The sequence below is a fragment of the Larkinella humicola genome (genome assembly GCF_008727875.1).
Taxonomy (GTDB): domain Bacteria; phylum Bacteroidota; class Bacteroidia; order Cytophagales; family Spirosomataceae; genus Larkinella; species Larkinella humicola.
Genome location: NZ_VTWS01000004.1, coordinates 99,408 through 115,075 on the forward strand (window position 1 = coordinate 99,408; position 15,668 = coordinate 115,075).

Genomic DNA, 15,668 nt, shown 5'->3' on the forward strand with positions numbered 1-15,668 from the left:
GTACGGGAATGATGAGACAGGTATACAGCATTTTAGCGATATTTCTCCTGCTGGCAACGGCGGCAACGGCGCAAACGTTTAAACTGTCGGACAACCCCGAGCAGTTTCTGCCGGATTTACAGAAACTGATGAACGCGGGGGGATCCTATTCCCAAAAAGCCGAAAAAAATCTCGAAACACTATTCACCGAAAACCGGCTGTCGGCTCCGCAGAAAGAGCGCGTGATCGCGTTGAGCCGGAAAATGAACACCAAACGCTACCAGGCGGCCCAGCAGTTTGCGCCGTTTTACGAAGCGCTGTACCAACTGATCGTTACCCAGCAGGTAAGCCCGGCCGAAGTCGACAATTACCTGACGATTGCCGAAAAGTCGTTTGAAAAATACGACGCCAAAAGCCTGGCGAAAGTGCTGGAAACCGTCCGGTTATTTGCCGAAAAGCGGTTTTTGTACACCAATAACTACAACAAACTTTACGCCAACGGCGGCACGTTCACGCTTCGTTTAGCCGATCCAAACGGCAGCGTACCCACATCGGCCGCCGACACCATTGCTTCGGCCAAAAAGCCGCAACCCGCCAAACCGAACGATTCTGACGGCTGGGATCTGCCGCTGGATTCAACCGGAAAGGCCAGCCCGCTCCTGTCCTGGACCGAGCGAAAGCCGATTCCGGTGCTGAACGGGCCGGTACTGGAAATCAAGGGCGCGGATTTGATCGTGACGACGGCAAACGACTCTGTCGTTTTGAAGAAAACCGATGGTGCCTTGCTGTTGAAAGACGGGATTTGGGTTGGCAAAGGCGGTTCGTTTTCGTGGGAATCGGCGGGGCAGCCGGAAACGTTTGTGACGCTGGCCGATTACAGTTTTGTGGTTAACAACCCCAAAATCACGGCGGACGACGTGACGCTAACCTACAAGCCCCTCGCCAAACCGATCAAAGGGACTTTTGAGTTTGACAGCAAAAAGCGGGTAGCCCGACAGGGACCAACCTACCCCCGGTTTATGTCGTGGTCCAACGACGTCGTGCTGAATAATTTGGGGAATGGCATCACGTACAAAGGCGGTATTGCGCTGGCGGGAACGAAACTGTATGGTTCGGCGGCCAATGGGCAATCGTCACTTTTGCAGGTCAGTTACAAGGGAAAACCGGCGTTCAAGGCCAGCAGCCGCCGGTTTGAGTTCGCCGATTCGTTAATTTCCAGTCCGCTGGTCTCGTTTACCGGCTACATCGACGCCGTCGATACGCTCTATCACCCCGGCGTCGCCTTCCGGTATGACCGCGAAACCGGGATTGCCCGTTTGAGCAAAGCTGAAAAATCGGGGTATTCCGACACCTATTTCAGCGATAGTTACCACAAATTCTACATTCAGCCCGAAATCGTTCGCTGGGATTTGCCGCGTCAAAAGGTTGATTTCTACCAGCTTGGTGCCAAAAAAGAAGTGCCGGTGCGGTTTGAATCCTTCGATTTCTTCTATCCCGAGCGGTATGCCGGGATGTCGGCCGATTTCGGCTTTCATCCGCTCCAACTGGCGGCTAACTACGTGACGGTCAAGAAAACCCAGACGTTTTTTGCCGATGATCTGGCCACCTTTTCCAAGATTAGCCCGCCGGTGATGCGCAACGTGCTGAATCGTATGGTGGCACTGGGGTATATCGACATGGACCCCAAATCCGAAGAAATGCGCCTGAGCCGGAAAGGCGTTCTGTACGTTCTGGCGAATGCGCGCCGGAAAGATTACGACAATTTCCTGATTCGCTCGACCTATCCCTCCAACGACAGCACGACCAACGCCACGATCAATCTGAATGACAAGTTTTTGACAATCAGAGGAGTTGAACGGTTTAGCATCAGTGATTCATTGAAAATTACCGCAGTTCCGACGGACAAAACGCTACGGATTGGGAAAAACCGGGCGTTTACGTTAACCGGACAACTGAAATCCGGCAACATGCGGTATACGGGCAAGGAACTGGGTTTCAACTACGACCAGTTTTCGATGAACATGACCAAAATCGACTCGATTACCTTCACGCCACAAGGGAAGAATCAGGAGATTGGCGGTGATATTCAGTATGAAAAACCGGGTACGGTTTTCCTGGCCGACAAAGGCAATAAATCGGGGCGGCAGAAAGACAAAAAGACCACGCAACGGCTATTGATGCCGGAAGGGATGACGGTTTATTTTAACCAGCCGAACCGGGGAAATCTGATTTACAACAAAAACGTCTATTTCAAAGTCCCGGCGGTTGACAACGACAGCCTGGGAAAAGGCGACATTGCGTTCGATGGGACGTTCTTCTCCGACGGGATTTTCCCGCCCATTAAGACCACGCTGAAATCGATGCCCGACAATTCGCTGGGTTTCGAACACGCGGCTCCGGCGGCCGGTTATCCGCTTTATGGTGGAAAAGGCAACCTGAAGTTTACCGGTAAACTGGTGATGGACCGGAAGGGATTACGGGCTGAAGGCGTTATTTCCCACCTGAACGCATCCTTGCCAGCCAAAGACATCCTGATGACCCCGGATTCGGTTCTGGCGTCGGGCGAGTCGGGGCAGATCAAAGAAGGACTGGTGGGGAAAGCCTATTTCCCGGCGGTTAACCTGAAAAACTACGTCATGAAGTGGTTTCCCAAAGCCGACAGCATGAAAATTTCCACCAAAGCCGACCATTTCAGCTTTTACAACGGAACGACGAATTTGCAGGGCGATTTGCTGGTCCGGTCAGCCGGTTTGTTTGGAAAAGGCACGGTGAAACGGGCGGATTCGGAAGCACAGTCTGAAAACATTAAGTTTAACAAAGAAGGCTTTACGGCGGGCAATGCCCAGTTCCGCGTCGTGGCCGATAAGCAGGGAACTACGACGAAACCCATGTTGCTGGGTACGAAGGTCGATCTGGATTTCAATCAGGTGAAAGGTGTCGTGACCATCGCCACCAACAATGCGACGACCTCGTTCAGCGACACCCTGCTGTCGAGTCTGGAGTTCCCGAATGCCGCCTATAAAACGTCGATCAGCAAAGCGCAGTGGAACATCGCGGCCAAAACCATTACGATGAAAGCCGCCAAAACATCCACCTTTACGGCTACCGCAGAGGAACAGGAAGGACTGACGTTCAATGCCACATCGGCGGTGTATGATGTGGAGAAAGCGACGCTGAACATCAGCGGAGTGCCGTACGTAACCTCGGCCGACGCCCGGATTTACCCGGAAAAAGGCCTGATTACCATCAAACGGAACGGGGAGATGCTGCCGCTCAAAAATGCCCGGCTGGAGTTGGACACGACCAGCCTGTTTCACAAATTGAAAGGCGGTAACATTCAGGTGCAGTCGCGGACCCGGTTTTCCGGGGAAGCCGTGTATCAGTTCGCTGCGGCCAAAGGCGACACGGCCAGCATCAAGATGGGGAGTTTTGAACTGAAAGAAGCCGCTCCCGTGGCGCTGGCATCGAATACCCGGAGCGTTGGCCGGAAAGGAAAAAACAGCAATGAACTGGCTAAAACGTATTATACCGTGGCCCGGGCCGATGTGGACGAACGGGACAACGTGACGCTGGCACCCAAAGTGGCCTTCAAAGGCAGCATTACGATGATGGCCCCCGAACAGGATCTGAAACTGGAAGGGGCGATTAAAATTGCGCTGAAAAAGCGGGCCAATCTGGTCAGTGATTGGATTCCAATGAAGGAGAAAATTGGCGAAACCTTCAGCATCAAAGTCGATCAAACGCTCAAAAATGACGGCAATCAGCCCCTGACCGCCGGTTTGCATTTCCGGGGCGGAGGCACCGCCGGGCTGTATCCGACGTTTTTGTCGATGAAAGAAAGCGACAAGGATGATGATTTATACCGGGCAACGGGCGTCATGACCTACGACGCGAAAGACAAAGTGTTCCGGATTGTGAAGAAGGATGCCGCCGGGCTGGAAGATGTCGAAGGCGCATTTACGTTCAACGATGCCACGGGCGTGATGAATTTTCAGGGACCGGTCAATGTCATGAATACCGGCATGACGGGCTCTGCACCGAATAACTTTGTTTTTGCCGCCGGAACGGGCCGGGCACAGGTCGATAGTTCGACGTTGCGGTTGAATGCGCTGGTCGGTTTTGCGCTGCCCATTCCACAGCCGGTGAATGCCGCCATTGCCGAGAAGATGGTGAAAGCCAATCTGGACGAAAAGAACGACGAACCCGCGGATGACGACCTCGACCGCTTAACCGCCAAACTAGCCGCCATTATCGGTCAGAAAGCGACGGATGTGTACCGCACCAAAGCGCAAAACCAGCACGTTTCGATTACGCAGGCTGCCCCCAAATTTGTGGCTTCGCTGGTGCTGTCAAACGTCAATCTGCGCTGGTCGGACAAATACAATGCGCTCTACAGCACCGGGCCAATTGGGGTTTCCAATATTGATAACGTCGATATCAACGCGGAAATGGAGGGTTTTGTCGAAATCCGGAAGAGCGACGGGGGCGACGAAGCGACCATTTACCTGGAAGCTTCGCCGGATGTCTGGTACTACTGGGATTATAAATCGTCGGGGGGCGCAACGGCCCAGCTGGCGCTGCTGACGTCGGATCAGGAACTGAACGACCGCATCATGGCGGGTGGCAAAGCGGGAAGCAAGGCCATTTCCATCATTGCTGCGGACGTGTTCGAGAAAACGCAGTTTACGGACCGCTACATGGACCAGTACAAAACCAAGGAAAAACCCAAGCCACAACCAAAAGCAGCGGCTGGCGCAAAAGAAGCGCCTAAAAAAGTGGTTGAAAAGAAAAAGGAAAAAGCTGACGAGAAAAAAGAAGGGTTCTGATCAGATTTTCTCGCCAAAGGCCAGGTCACCGGCGTCGCCCAACCCGGGTACAATGTAGTAATGTGAATCCAGCCGCTGATCAATGGCTCCCAGCCAGAGGTGACACTGCGGCATTTTGTCCTGCACATACCGGACGCCTTCGGGGCTGGCCAACACGGCGGCAATGTGGGTTTTGGCGGGTGTTCCAAACCGTAGCAGCGCGTGATATACTTTCTCCAGCGATCGCCCGGTTGCCAGCATCGGGTCCATTAGAATGACGGTTTTGCCGCTCAGATCGGGGCTAGAAATGTAATCCATTGCCACTTCAAAATCCTCACTCGTTGGCAAATAACCGCGATACGCGCCAATGAAGGCGTTCTCGGCCCGGTCGAAGTAATTCAGAAAACCCTGGTGAAACGGCAAGCTCGCCCGCAGAATGGTGGCCAGAACCGGCGGTTTTTTGATCAGTGGTGTAGACGACACGCCCAGTGGCGTTTGCACGTTCACGACCTGAAACGACATCGACTTGGATATTTCGTAGGCCATCAGTTCTCCCAGCCGTTCCAGATTGCGCCGAAAACGCATCGAATCTTTCTGAATGGTTACATCGCGGAGTTCGGCAATAAATTGGTCGGCAAGTGAAGGATGATCGGCGAAAACAAACATAGGGGCTTTTTCAGTGTAATTTAAAGGGAATGTGTCGGATAATCCAAACCCTTTCCCTAATTTGTGCATTGAATTAAGAAGATGTTATTTAGGGTACACCGTCCACACGGTTGCCAGTGTGAAGCTTCCAATGAGGACTATTTTTACAATCGGGATAGCTTTTGCTTTACTGGCGTCGGTGTCGGCGCAAGGTCAGAGCCAAAAGATACCTTTAAACAGTGATTATTACCACCTGATTGACCGGCTTGAAATCAAACAGGGCCGGTGGACGAGCGGTTTCCATAGTTCCGTAAAACCGTATAGTCGCCAGGCAGTCGTTCAATTAACCGACAGTATTCTGGCCGACCCCTTCGTTCGGTTATCCCCGGTAGACCGGTCCACCGTCCGCTACCTGCGCGACGATAGCTGGGAATGGGTTCCCAAAGTGTATCCGGATTCTCTCCCTCTGCTGCAGGAACGAACGGCTGAATTACACGCGGGTCAGAAACGGGCGGGCGACAGCAAACGGGCTTTCGGGGCATTTTACAAGAAAAAAAACGACCTGTATAGTTACGAAAACGAGGATTATGACATTCACGTCAGTCCGGTGGTCAACTTTAGCTATGGGGTCGAAACCAATTCCGGAATGGTAGGCTCGTCGTTTAATCCCTACGTTAATTCAAGAGGGGTTGAAATTCGCGGCAGCATTCGCAAACGCTTGAGCTTTTATACATTCCTGTCTGATAACCAGGCACTGTTTCCCCGGTACATTTGGGAATATGGAACCCAGTATTCCACCAATTCAGCGGAAGGGTTTGCGCCCTTTGAAGGATTGACCAAACGCATCGAGACCCGTCATTCCACCTTTGGCGGAGCGGATTTTCTTTCCGCTAGGGGATACATTACCTTCAATGCCTTAAAAATCATCAACATTCAGTTTGGTCACGATCGCAATATCTTTGGCAACGGGTATCGCTCGCTGTTTCTATCAGACAACAGCTCTCCATACCTTTTTCTCAAGATCAGCACCCGGTTGGGGCGGTTTCAATACACCAACCTGCTGACGGAATTTCAGAACAGCCAGAAACCAGCCGGTGCGTATGAAGAACTGAATCCGCAGAAATACACCGCGATTCACCACTTGAGTGTCAACATTGGCGAACATCTCAACATTGGCCTGTTCGAAGCGGAGGTATTCAGCCGGAGCCAACTGGAATTGAATTATTTTAATCCCGTTATTTTCTACCGTTTCATCGAATCGTACCGGGGCAGTGCCGACAATGCCCTGGTCGGTCTGGATTTTAAAGCCAATTTTGTCGGTCATTTTCTGGCCTACGGTCAGTTGATGTTCGATGAGTTCAAGATTAGCGAACTGCGGGCGAGAAACGGATCGTGGGTCAATAAATTCGCGTTTCAAACGGGCCTGAAGTACATCGACGCCTTCGATGTTCCGAATCTTGATTTGCAGGCCGAAATGAATCTGGCGCGGCCTTATACCTATTCCCACCGCTCCGGCCAAACCAATTATGTGCATTACAATCAACCGCTGGCGCATCCGCTCGGAGCCAATTTCATCGAAGGCCTGGCCATTGTGCGCTACCAGCCCCGCGACCGCTGGAATCTGACCGGGACGTTTGGCATCATGAAATACGGGGCCGATCCGCCCAACTACAATTATGGCGGCAATTTGCTGAAACCGTATGAGAGCCGGGTGGAGTGGCCGGGCCAGGCTGTGGGATCGGGCCACCACATCGCTCAGGGGCGTAAAACCCTGGTCACCTACGCCGATGTACGGCTGTCGTTTATGTTGAAACACAACCTGTTTGTCGATTTTCAACAGCTCGTTCGCAAAAGCGACAGCCAGGCCGACCGGTTGAAATACAACACGTCGTCGACGTCCCTGGCCTTGCGCTGGAATCTGCCCTACCGAACCCTGGTTCTTTAAAATGAGTTGGTTCATACGGTTTCCGGTCGTTATTTTACCGGAAACTGTACCAACGGATTAACAACCCTATTCGGGAATGCTTGACCACATCATCCGCCAGGAACTGACCGAAGCCCGCTCGGTTCTCGATGCGTTTCTTAGCGACGCTAACCAGATTACGGCCATTGGACATGCCGCCCAATTGATGGCCGATGCCCTGCAAAACGGTCGTAAAATTATTTCCTGCGGCAACGGCGGCTCCCACTGCGACGCCATGCACTTTGCCGAAGAGCTGTCGGGCCGGTACCGCGCCGAACGCCGGGCGCTGGCCGCTATCGCCATATCCGACTCCAGCCACCTTACCTGTGTGGGCAATGACTATGGCTACGATTCCGTATTCTCGCGTTTTATCGAAGGGCTTGGTAACGAAGGGGACGTGTTGCTGGGCATTAGCACGAGCGGTAATTCGGCTAACATCATTCGGGCCGTGGAAGCTGCCCGGCAGCGGGGCATGAAGGTGGTTTTGCTGACCGGCAAAGACGGGGGGAAACTGGCCGGAACCGCCGACGTTGAAATTCGTGTCCCCCACTTTGGCTATGCCGATCGCATCCAGGAGATTCACATCAAAGTCATTCACTTGTTCATTCTGCTCATCGAGAAACAGGTGATTGCCTAAGCCGGTCGCGGAAATTATTCAAACTTTTTCGGCTTTTGTTTGTCCTATATAAATAGAACACAAGCAATTAGCATGAAAAAAGCCGGAATCATCCTTGCCTCGCTGCTGGGCGTCCTGCTCCTGGTCGCCTGGATTGTGCCGATGTTTTTTCGGGATAAAATCGTAACCCGCCTTCAGCAGGAACTGACCAATCGGGTGAACGCCCGGATCACGTTTCGGCCTGAAAACGTGAGCCTGTCGCTGCTTCGCCATTTTCCCAATCTGACCTTGCAAACCGATTCACTCAGCATTGTCGGGCAGACGCCGTTTTTGGGTGATACCTTACTCAGGACCCGCGCCTTCGAAGTGAAAGTCAACCTGCTGAGTGTGCTTTCGGGCGATAAATTGAAACTGAACGGCGTGTATCTCGACCAGCCTCGCGTGCTGGTGAAAATTCTGCGCGATGGGCGGGCCAACTACGACATCTACAAAGCCACTGAAAGTGACGAACCGGAAAAGGCCGACACGAGCCAGACGGCTTTTACGCTCGACATTGACGAATGGGAAATAAAAAACGGTTTGATCCGGTATGACGACCGGAGTTTGCCGATGACGGTTCGGCTGGAAGCGGTCAACCATACCGGCAGCGGCAGTTTGTCGGCGGAAATGGCGGATTTGGTGCTGAAGACGAAAGCAGAACGCATCACGCTCACCTACGACGGAATGGAATACCTGAGCGATAAAAAGCTGGATGCCGACATGAAACTGCGGGCCGATCTTGAACAATCCGTCTATACCTTTGCCGACAACCGCATCCGCGTGAATGAGTTGCCACTGGAACTCAACGGCTCGATTGCCACCGGCACGTCGGCACCGGCGGATACGTCCATGCGGTTCGATTTGACGTATCGGTCGCCCGACAGTGATTTCAAAAACCTGCTGTCGCTGGTGCCCGGGATGTATTCCGACCGGTTTCAGGACATTGATGCCGACGGAACGGTGCGTTTCGACGGAACGGTGAAGGGCCTTTACAATGCGAAGCAAATCCCGGCGTTTCTGCTGAATCTGGTCGTCAACGACGGGCGGTTCAAATACCCGGATTTGGCGTCGGCGGTCGAGCACATTGCCCTGGATCTGACCGTCAGCAACGCAACCGATCACCCTGATAATACGGTGATTAACCTGAAAAAACTGGTTGCGGATCTGGGCCGGAACCCGATTCGCGGGCGGGCGCTGGTGCAGGGTCTCACCCGTTCCAACGTCGATGCTGATCTGACTGCCAAACTGAATCTGGAGGAATTGACGCAGTTGTTTCCGATTGATAGCATGACGCTGCGGGGGCTGGCAGATCTGAATCTGAAAGCAAAAGGCGTCTATGATAAAACCGCCAAGCTCTTTCCGGTGGTCGATGGGCTGATCCGGTTGCAGAACGGATCGGTGAAGTCGATGAAGTTTCCGGAACCGGTGGAAGCGATCAATGTGCAGGCGAGCCTTTCCAACCGGACTGGCAAACGGGCCGACACTCGCGTGGACATAGCCGATTTGCAACTGAAACTGGCCGGTGATCCTTTTCAGGCCAAAGGCAGGGTGCAGAATTTCGATGATTATACCTTCGATGTGATCGCCAAAGGCCGACTGAATCTGACGAGTTTAACCCGGATTTTTCCGATGGAAGGCACCCGGTTAGCCGGGCTGATCGACGCCAGCATTGAAACCAAAGGCCGGCTTTCGGATGCCAAAGCCAAACGGTATGACCAGCTTCCGACCAGCGGCACGATGGCGATTACAAATCTGACCTACCGGGGTGAAAGTCTGCCGCAGGGGCTGACACTGAATTCTGCCCGACTGAGGCTGCTGCCCGGAAAACTGAACGTCGAACAGGCGCAGGGCTTGCTGGGAACAAGCACCTTCACGGCCGACGGTTTTTTGAGCAACTACATTCCGTTTCTGCTGGACGAAAACCAGCCGCTGGAAGGAACGCTCAACGTACGGGCCAATCGGTTGAGTATCAACGAATGGATGAGTGACGATCCGCAGCCGCAGGCAAAAACCGCTCAACCGTCGGTGGTTGAAATTCCTGATAACATCCGTTTTGTCGTCAATGCGGCCGTCGGTCAGGCGGTTTACGACAAAATGCCGCTGAACAACGTCAAAGGACAACTTGAAATGGCCGACGGAACCCTGCGGATGAAACAGGTGACGTTCAATTCGCTGGGCGGGCAGTTTGTCACCAACGGCACTTACGACCCGAAGGACCTGGCAAAACCGCGGTTTGCCTTTGATGTCAACATTGCCAACGCCGACATTTCGCAGGCTCACCGGCATCTGACGCTGGCCAAAGTGGTTTTTCCGCTGGCGCAGTACATGGTCGGACGGTTTTCGAGCACCTTTGCGGTCAACGGGCGGCTGGAGCCGGATATGATGCCGGATTTGAATAGTTTGACGGGAAATGCGCTGGTGAAGATTGTGCAGGCGACATTGCAAAATAACCCGATTGTGGAACGTCTCGTCGAAAAAACAAAACTGTCTGATCTCCGGAATGCGAAGTTCAAAGATCTGCTGATGAAAGTGGACGTCAAAAACGGGTTTGTAACCATCAAACCGTTCGATGTCAGAATCAAAGACAATATCGTGACGGTTTCGGGCTCCAATTCACTGGAAGGAGACCTGAAGTACGTTCTGAAACTGGATGTACCAACGGGCAAAGCGGGTGTCCAGTTTGCCAGAGCGTTTTCGTCGCTGACGGGCCAGCCGCTCGAAAACGTCGATCGTGCCAAAATCGACTTTGCGTTAAACGGGAGTTACAAAAAACCACAGCTTCAGTTTCTGGCGGGTCGGACGGCCACCCAGGTGAAGGATGTCGTGGTGAAACAGGCGAAAGAAGACCTGAAAGAGCAGGGGTTGAAACTGCTGCAAAAGCTGGCTAAATCGCCGAGGGATTCGACGTAACGATTGAGTGAAATCAACCGTTACTTTTTGGCAACGACCATGGCCCGGCCCGGAATCGAGAGGTAGGGGATGACTTTCGACGGTTTCAGTCCGGCTTCCTTTTGCCAGTCCTGAATTTCCCGAACGGAGTAATTCCCGGCGGTGCTGGTCAGGCCGTAGAACAGATCCATGCTGTTGCCGACGAGATTGGTGCCGACGCCAGCCGAATTTCCGTCGTCTTCGGGCCGGATAAATTCATTGACAATGTAAACACCCCCCGGTTTCAGGGATTTGGCCACCTTCCGGGCGACTTCGCGGTTCTGTTCCTCCGAAAAATGATGCGCCAGACTGGACATCAGCACGATGTCGTATTGAGCTTCTCCAAACTCATCCGTCAGCGCGTTGCCTGCCTGGTGCCGAACGCGGTCGCCCATGCCGGACCGTGCCAGCAGCGGAGCTGCCTGCTCGATGGCCGGTGGTAAATCCAGAAGAACCGCCTGAAGATTTGGTAGTTTTCGGCAGAGAGCCACCGAATGCTGGCCGTGTGAACCGCCAATGTCGAGCATGAGCGTGGCGTTTTTGGGCACCGGAGCTTTCCGGCCAAACTCTTTGGCTTCCGTGCCGGTGGCCGCCACCATTGCCTGTTGGTAATACGCCCATTGTTCGGTGGTCAGGTGGTCATGATACTGAATGCCTTCGCCGGTTTTCAGGTAATCTCCCAACTGCTCCAGCCACGGCCAGACGACCCGGTTGTTGAACCGCATCATGCCAAAAACCGACTCCTGCTGGTCTTTCAGCAACCAGCGACGGCTGATGCGGGTTAACGTATACCGGTTATCGCGTTGTTTGAAATAGCCCAAAACCAGCAGCAAGCCCATCAATTCCCGCAACGCTTTGGGATTCAACTGACACTCGGCAGCAATCTCATCCACCGTCTGTTTGCCGTTGTGAACCGCTTCGAAAACGCCTTTATCGGCCGCTTCAAGCACGGCTTTGCCCACAATCGGGAAAATCTGGGCGTGCAAAAGCGGTAGCGGTACCAGATTGATTTTGAGGGCAATCCATTCGAGGAGGTTTTCGGGCGTAACGGTGAGTCGCATATGGTTCAGGATAATTTATTCTTATTTTTTCGACGTATATTCGTTCTTAGTTAAAACCGGATTTAACCGGTAGAAAGCTGAAATCGTCAGGATTTATTTTCACGACATGAGTAAGGTACAGGAATTTATTAACTCGGGAATACTGGAAGAATATTGTCGTGGCCTTCTTCTGCCCGGAGAAATTCAGGAAGTTGAGCGGATGGCGGGCCTGTATCCCGCTGTTCAACAGGCCATAGACCGTATTGCCAGGACATTAACGCGGCCCATAGTACCGGAGGAACGATTAAAAAACCGCATCCTAAACACACTGGATCAACTCGGCGAGCCCCCGGTTTTTGATTTGAACCATCTGCCGCTCATCAACGCCTATTCGGACGCTGAGCAGTGGCAACGAACCGTGGCTTCGATTCAGCCCACCCGCGAATTCCGGAATCTGTATGTTCATCCGCTACAGGCCGGCAGTGGTATCGAGCAGTTTCTTCTGTGGGTAAAGGAAGACGTGAAGCCTGAAGACCACCACGACGAACGCGAGAGTTTTCTGATCCTGGAAGGGGAATGTGAATGCCAGATTGGCTTAGAAACGATCCGGCTCAGGGCGGGGGATTACGTCGACATTCCGCTGGATACCGAACACACGGTTCGGGTGTTATCGCCGGAACCGGTGAAAGCGATTGTTCAACGGGTGAAGTGAGCGGTTTGTCGGGATTCGCAGCCAGATCAAAAAGCATACATTTCCGGACTATTTTTTTGAAAGAACAGACGTAAGCCATGCCATACAGTACTCGGTGCGGGTTCTTTTGCCGAAATTTACCTGATCCGCTTGTACTTCCGCAATAAATCTATCACCGGCTTGTGCGGCAGGGCATACGCTTTGTTACCGTTGATGCCTTCCATCGTTTCGGCGGCCACCATCGCGTTGAGAATGGATTCTTCCACGGCCTGAACGGTGGCGTCAAACAGTGGATTCATCTGGTCGTTGGGAAGCTGATCGAGTTTGGTCAATTTTTCCCGTTGAAAAGCCGTCGGGTTCGCCGTCGAAAAGGCAATGAATAGATCGCCGGAACCGTTGTTTCCGCGCCCGCCCACAATGCCGATGCCGAGCGAGACGCGCGTGGCAATTCGTTTTAGTTGATGCGGTAACAACGGCGCATCCGTGGCAACTACCACAATGATGGAACCGTCGCCTTCTTCCCGGTAGGCTGGCGGCCCCTTGATTTCATAATTCAGCGTGTCTTTCAACTCCTCGCCAACGGGAACGCCGGCAATGGTCAGTTGTCGTTTGGCGCCAAAATTGGATTGGACCAACACCCCAACCGTATACGTGGAGTCCTTGATTTTGACGAGTCTCGATGCCGTTCCGGTTCCGCCTTTAAAGCCCAGACACATCATGCCGGTTCCGCCCCCCACATTGCCCTCCTGGACACGGCCCGATTTGGCGTTGTCCAGGGCTTCGAACGCGTGGCTTTCTTTGACGTGAAAACCGTAAATATCATTCAGAACACCATCGTAGGTTTCGGCAACGACCGGATACGTATACCAGTAATCTTCTTTGTACCATCCGGTTTTTACAAACCATTTCAGCACGGCATCGCGCACCACGCCCACGCTGTTCGTGTTGGTAATCAGGATCGGCGTTTCCAGAAAACCGGATTCGGTGATCCAGGTCGTTCCCGTCATTTCTCCGTTGCCGTTCAACGAATACCAGTTGGCAAAAACCGGGTTGTTTCTCCGACCTCTGGGTAAAATGGCGGTGACGCCGGTTCTGACCGGCCCTTTTCCCCGAACGTTTTTTCCCTGACCTGAAATGATGGTGCTATACCCCACTTCGACGCCCTTGACGTCGGTGATGGCATTCCATTTTCCGGGGATTCCTGAAAACGGAATGCCAATGTCCCGTGCCCTCGGTTTTTGGGCCAGGGCTGAAAATGCGATGAGCAGCAGTATACTCAGCAGGAGGAAGCGGATGTTCATAAGTTTCCGGAATCGACATCATGGATAAATTGAATCACGCCGGTCATAAACACTTTTTGGTCGTCCCACATGGCCAAATGGCTGCCATCCGGGCAATAGAGGTAGCGGCCTTTCTGCACCAGTTTGCTCTGTTCTTCCATTGCTTTTGGATCCATCGTATCATGTTTGGCACCAATCATCAAGGTTGGAATGGTAATTTCCTTCAACCGGTTTTTGATATCCCATTTTGCCAGCCGCCCGCCGATTCCAAATTCGCTGGGGCCCTGCATCATCGTATAAATCACGCCGTTTCCGTGCTTCATAGAGCGGTTAAAACCGTCCGGCCATGTAGTTAACCGACATAAATGTTCCTTATAAAAATTGGGGATGAGCAGTTCCATATACCGCGGATTCGCAAAATCCTTTTTGGCTTCAATGGCCCGTATTTCGGCGAGCACGTCCGGTTTCATCTGCTTCGCGAGTACGTCGTCGGCATACTTTCCGTACTCGGGCGCACTGGCCATCATATTGGCAACCAGCAACGCTTTTAAATTTTTCTGGTATTTCAGGGCGTATTCCATGCCAAGAATCCCGCCCCAGGAATTACCGAGTACATAAAAATTGGAGCTGTCGGCGCCGATGGCCTGCCGAACCTGCTCCACTTCCTCCACAAAACGATCAGTCGTCCAGAGCGTGCTGTCGGTTGGCTGGTCGCTGTAATAGGAGCCTAGCTGGTCGTATTCATAAAATTCAAAGCCTTCTTTTTGAAAAAAGGTCTCAAAACATTCCATGTACTCATGCGTCATGGCCGGGCCGCCGTGCAACAGCAGAATCTTTATTTTAGGATGGGTGCCAAAGCGCTTTATCCAGACTTTAAAATCACCCACCGGAGTTTTAATGGGTATCATTTTTACCCCACCCGCTTGGATGGAATCGCCATACGTAAAATAGTCAGCCACCGAAATCGACGTAGAAGCGGTTTTTTGTTGGCAGGAAGTAAGCAGGAAACTCGCTAAAATGAAGATGAGAAACCGCATGTTGGTAGGTTAAGATTTTTTATGATTTTATACATGTCAACTCCTGTCGTTACATCGGTTGAATTTTCCAATAAGTTAAGCTACGCCACGCCCATTCCAATGGACCAAAACGAAAATACTTTTACCCGATCGGCTGGCAATCAATGGCAACTGCCCGATGCTGAATACAAGGAAATATAGCTCACGCCGTTGCCATTTCCCGCCCCTTGAAAAACCGGTTCACCAGGAAAATACGATTGGCAGTGAGGATGTGCAGCATGTGATGGAGAAAGCCCTTTATTTCTCTTTTTGGTCTTTGTTGCTGATGTCGCGAATGCAGCTGTATTTGCCGTCGCGTTTTTCAAAAAGGCCATGTATTTTCCTGTGCTGACCACGCTGCCAGTGGCACCTTTGGTGATTGTTTTTCCGGTTTCGGTCACCAGGTTTCCATCACCAAATACCTCCATAGTCTCGAAAGAAAACGTAGTTCCGGGCCTGCGTTTCATCATGGATTTGGTCAGAGCCAGTTCAATGGCCGCTTTACCAATGAGCATCGGTTCATCGTCATTCATTTCCACCGCGTCGTCCGCTTCAAGGGCCTGAATTTCTGCACGGATCTGCATCGGATGATGCCCGCGCAATCACCTTCAGGTTTTTGATCAGGGA

Annotated in this window: 10 protein-coding genes and 1 pseudogene; 5 read left to right on the forward strand and 6 right to left on the reverse strand. The window is 52.5% G+C overall.

The window, feature by feature from the left end:
* Positions 1-8 precede the first annotated feature (8 nt).
* Positions 9-4,805 (forward strand): hypothetical protein, encoded by a 4,797-nt coding sequence (locus tag F0P93_RS16345; RefSeq protein WP_225309512.1) that lies wholly within the window; start codon positions 9-11, stop codon positions 4,803-4,805.
* On the opposite strand, the gene upp is transcribed toward F0P93_RS16345, so the two are convergent.
* Positions 4,806-5,450 carry a uracil phosphoribosyltransferase gene (gene upp / locus F0P93_RS16350; protein WP_150877758.1) on the reverse strand — a complete coding sequence of 215 codons (645 nt, stop codon included), beginning with the start codon at positions 5,448-5,450 and terminating at the stop codon, positions 4,806-4,808.
* Between the two features lie 130 nt (positions 5,451-5,580).
* Here upp and F0P93_RS16355 point away from each other — a divergent pair, with 130 nt between their 5' ends.
* From F0P93_RS16355 to F0P93_RS16365, 3 genes are all read left to right on the forward strand, one after another.
* Positions 5,581-7,374, forward strand: coding sequence for a hypothetical protein (locus tag F0P93_RS16355; protein ID WP_150877759.1), 1,794 nt, complete (start codon positions 5,581-5,583; stop codon positions 7,372-7,374).
* 76 nt (positions 7,375-7,450) lie between these two features.
* The gene (gene lpcA, locus F0P93_RS16360; protein ID WP_150877760.1) at positions 7,451-8,029 is read left to right on the forward strand and encodes a D-sedoheptulose 7-phosphate isomerase; all 579 of its coding nucleotides are present in this window, start codon (positions 7,451-7,453) and stop codon (positions 8,027-8,029) included.
* A gap of 72 nt (positions 8,030-8,101) precedes the next feature.
* The gene (locus F0P93_RS16365) at positions 8,102-10,957 is read left to right on the forward strand and encodes an AsmA family protein (RefSeq protein WP_150877762.1); all 2,856 of its coding nucleotides are present in this window, start codon (positions 8,102-8,104) and stop codon (positions 10,955-10,957) included.
* Positions 10,958-10,977: 20 nt separating this feature from the next.
* On the opposite strand, the gene F0P93_RS16370 is transcribed toward F0P93_RS16365, so the two are convergent.
* The gene (locus F0P93_RS16370; RefSeq protein ID WP_150877764.1) at positions 10,978-12,036 is read right to left on the reverse strand and encodes a class I SAM-dependent methyltransferase; all 1,059 of its coding nucleotides are present in this window, start codon (positions 12,034-12,036) and stop codon (positions 10,978-10,980) included.
* A gap of 106 nt (positions 12,037-12,142) precedes the next feature.
* Here F0P93_RS16370 and F0P93_RS16375 point away from each other — a divergent pair, with 106 nt between their 5' ends.
* On the forward strand, positions 12,143-12,727 hold the full coding sequence (locus F0P93_RS16375) for a cupin domain-containing protein (RefSeq protein WP_150877766.1): 585 nt from the start codon (positions 12,143-12,145) through the stop codon (positions 12,725-12,727).
* Positions 12,728-12,843: 116 nt separating this feature from the next.
* Here F0P93_RS16375 and F0P93_RS16380 read toward each other — a convergent pair whose 3' ends face one another.
* The 4 genes and pseudogenes from F0P93_RS16380 to F0P93_RS31505 all read right to left on the reverse strand — a co-directional run bounded on the left by F0P93_RS16380 (position 12,844) and on the right by F0P93_RS31505 (position 15,625).
* The gene (locus F0P93_RS16380) at positions 12,844-14,007 is read right to left on the reverse strand and encodes a DmpA family aminopeptidase (protein ID WP_150877768.1); all 1,164 of its coding nucleotides are present in this window, start codon (positions 14,005-14,007) and stop codon (positions 12,844-12,846) included.
* Entirely contained in the window at positions 14,004-15,023 is a 1,020-nt protein-coding gene (locus tag F0P93_RS16385) for a proline iminopeptidase-family hydrolase (RefSeq protein WP_150877771.1), read from the reverse strand. Before F0P93_RS16385 ends, F0P93_RS16380 begins: the two co-directional genes overlap by 4 nt.
* Before the next feature lie 49 nt (positions 15,024-15,072).
* Positions 15,073-15,144: pseudogene (locus F0P93_RS32030) on the reverse strand (DUF418 domain-containing protein); the annotation flags it as partial.
* Positions 15,145-15,163: 19 nt separating this feature from the next.
* Complete coding sequence (locus F0P93_RS31505; RefSeq protein ID WP_191908836.1) at positions 15,164-15,625, reverse strand: Cif family virulence factor; 462 nt, start codon at positions 15,623-15,625, stop codon at positions 15,164-15,166.
* Positions 15,626-15,668 lie beyond the last annotated feature (43 nt).

Bases quoted from the DNA above. Each gene is read 5' to 3' on its own strand.
- F0P93_RS16345 (WP_225309512.1), top strand. From the start codon at position 9: ATGATGAGACAGGTATACAGCATTTTAGCGATATTTCTCCTGCTGGCA.
- upp (WP_150877758.1), bottom strand. From the start codon at position 5,450: ATGTTTGTTTTCGCCGATCATCCTTCACTTGCCGACCAATTTATTGCC.
- F0P93_RS16355 (WP_150877759.1), top strand. From the start codon at position 5,581: ATGAGGACTATTTTTACAATCGGGATAGCTTTTGCTTTACTGGCGTCG.
- lpcA (WP_150877760.1), top strand. From the start codon at position 7,451: ATGCTTGACCACATCATCCGCCAGGAACTGACCGAAGCCCGCTCGGTT.
- F0P93_RS16365 (WP_150877762.1), top strand. From the start codon at position 8,102: ATGAAAAAAGCCGGAATCATCCTTGCCTCGCTGCTGGGCGTCCTGCTC.
- F0P93_RS16370 (WP_150877764.1), bottom strand. From the start codon at position 12,036: ATGCGACTCACCGTTACGCCCGAAAACCTCCTCGAATGGATTGCCCTC.
- F0P93_RS16375 (WP_150877766.1), top strand. From the start codon at position 12,143: ATGAGTAAGGTACAGGAATTTATTAACTCGGGAATACTGGAAGAATAT.
- F0P93_RS16380 (WP_150877768.1), bottom strand. From the start codon at position 14,007: ATGAACATCCGCTTCCTCCTGCTGAGTATACTGCTGCTCATCGCATTT.
- F0P93_RS16385 (WP_150877771.1), bottom strand. From the start codon at position 15,023: ATGCGGTTTCTCATCTTCATTTTAGCGAGTTTCCTGCTTACTTCCTGC.
- F0P93_RS31505 (WP_191908836.1), bottom strand. From the start codon at position 15,625: ATGCAGATCCGTGCAGAAATTCAGGCCCTTGAAGCGGACGACGCGGTG.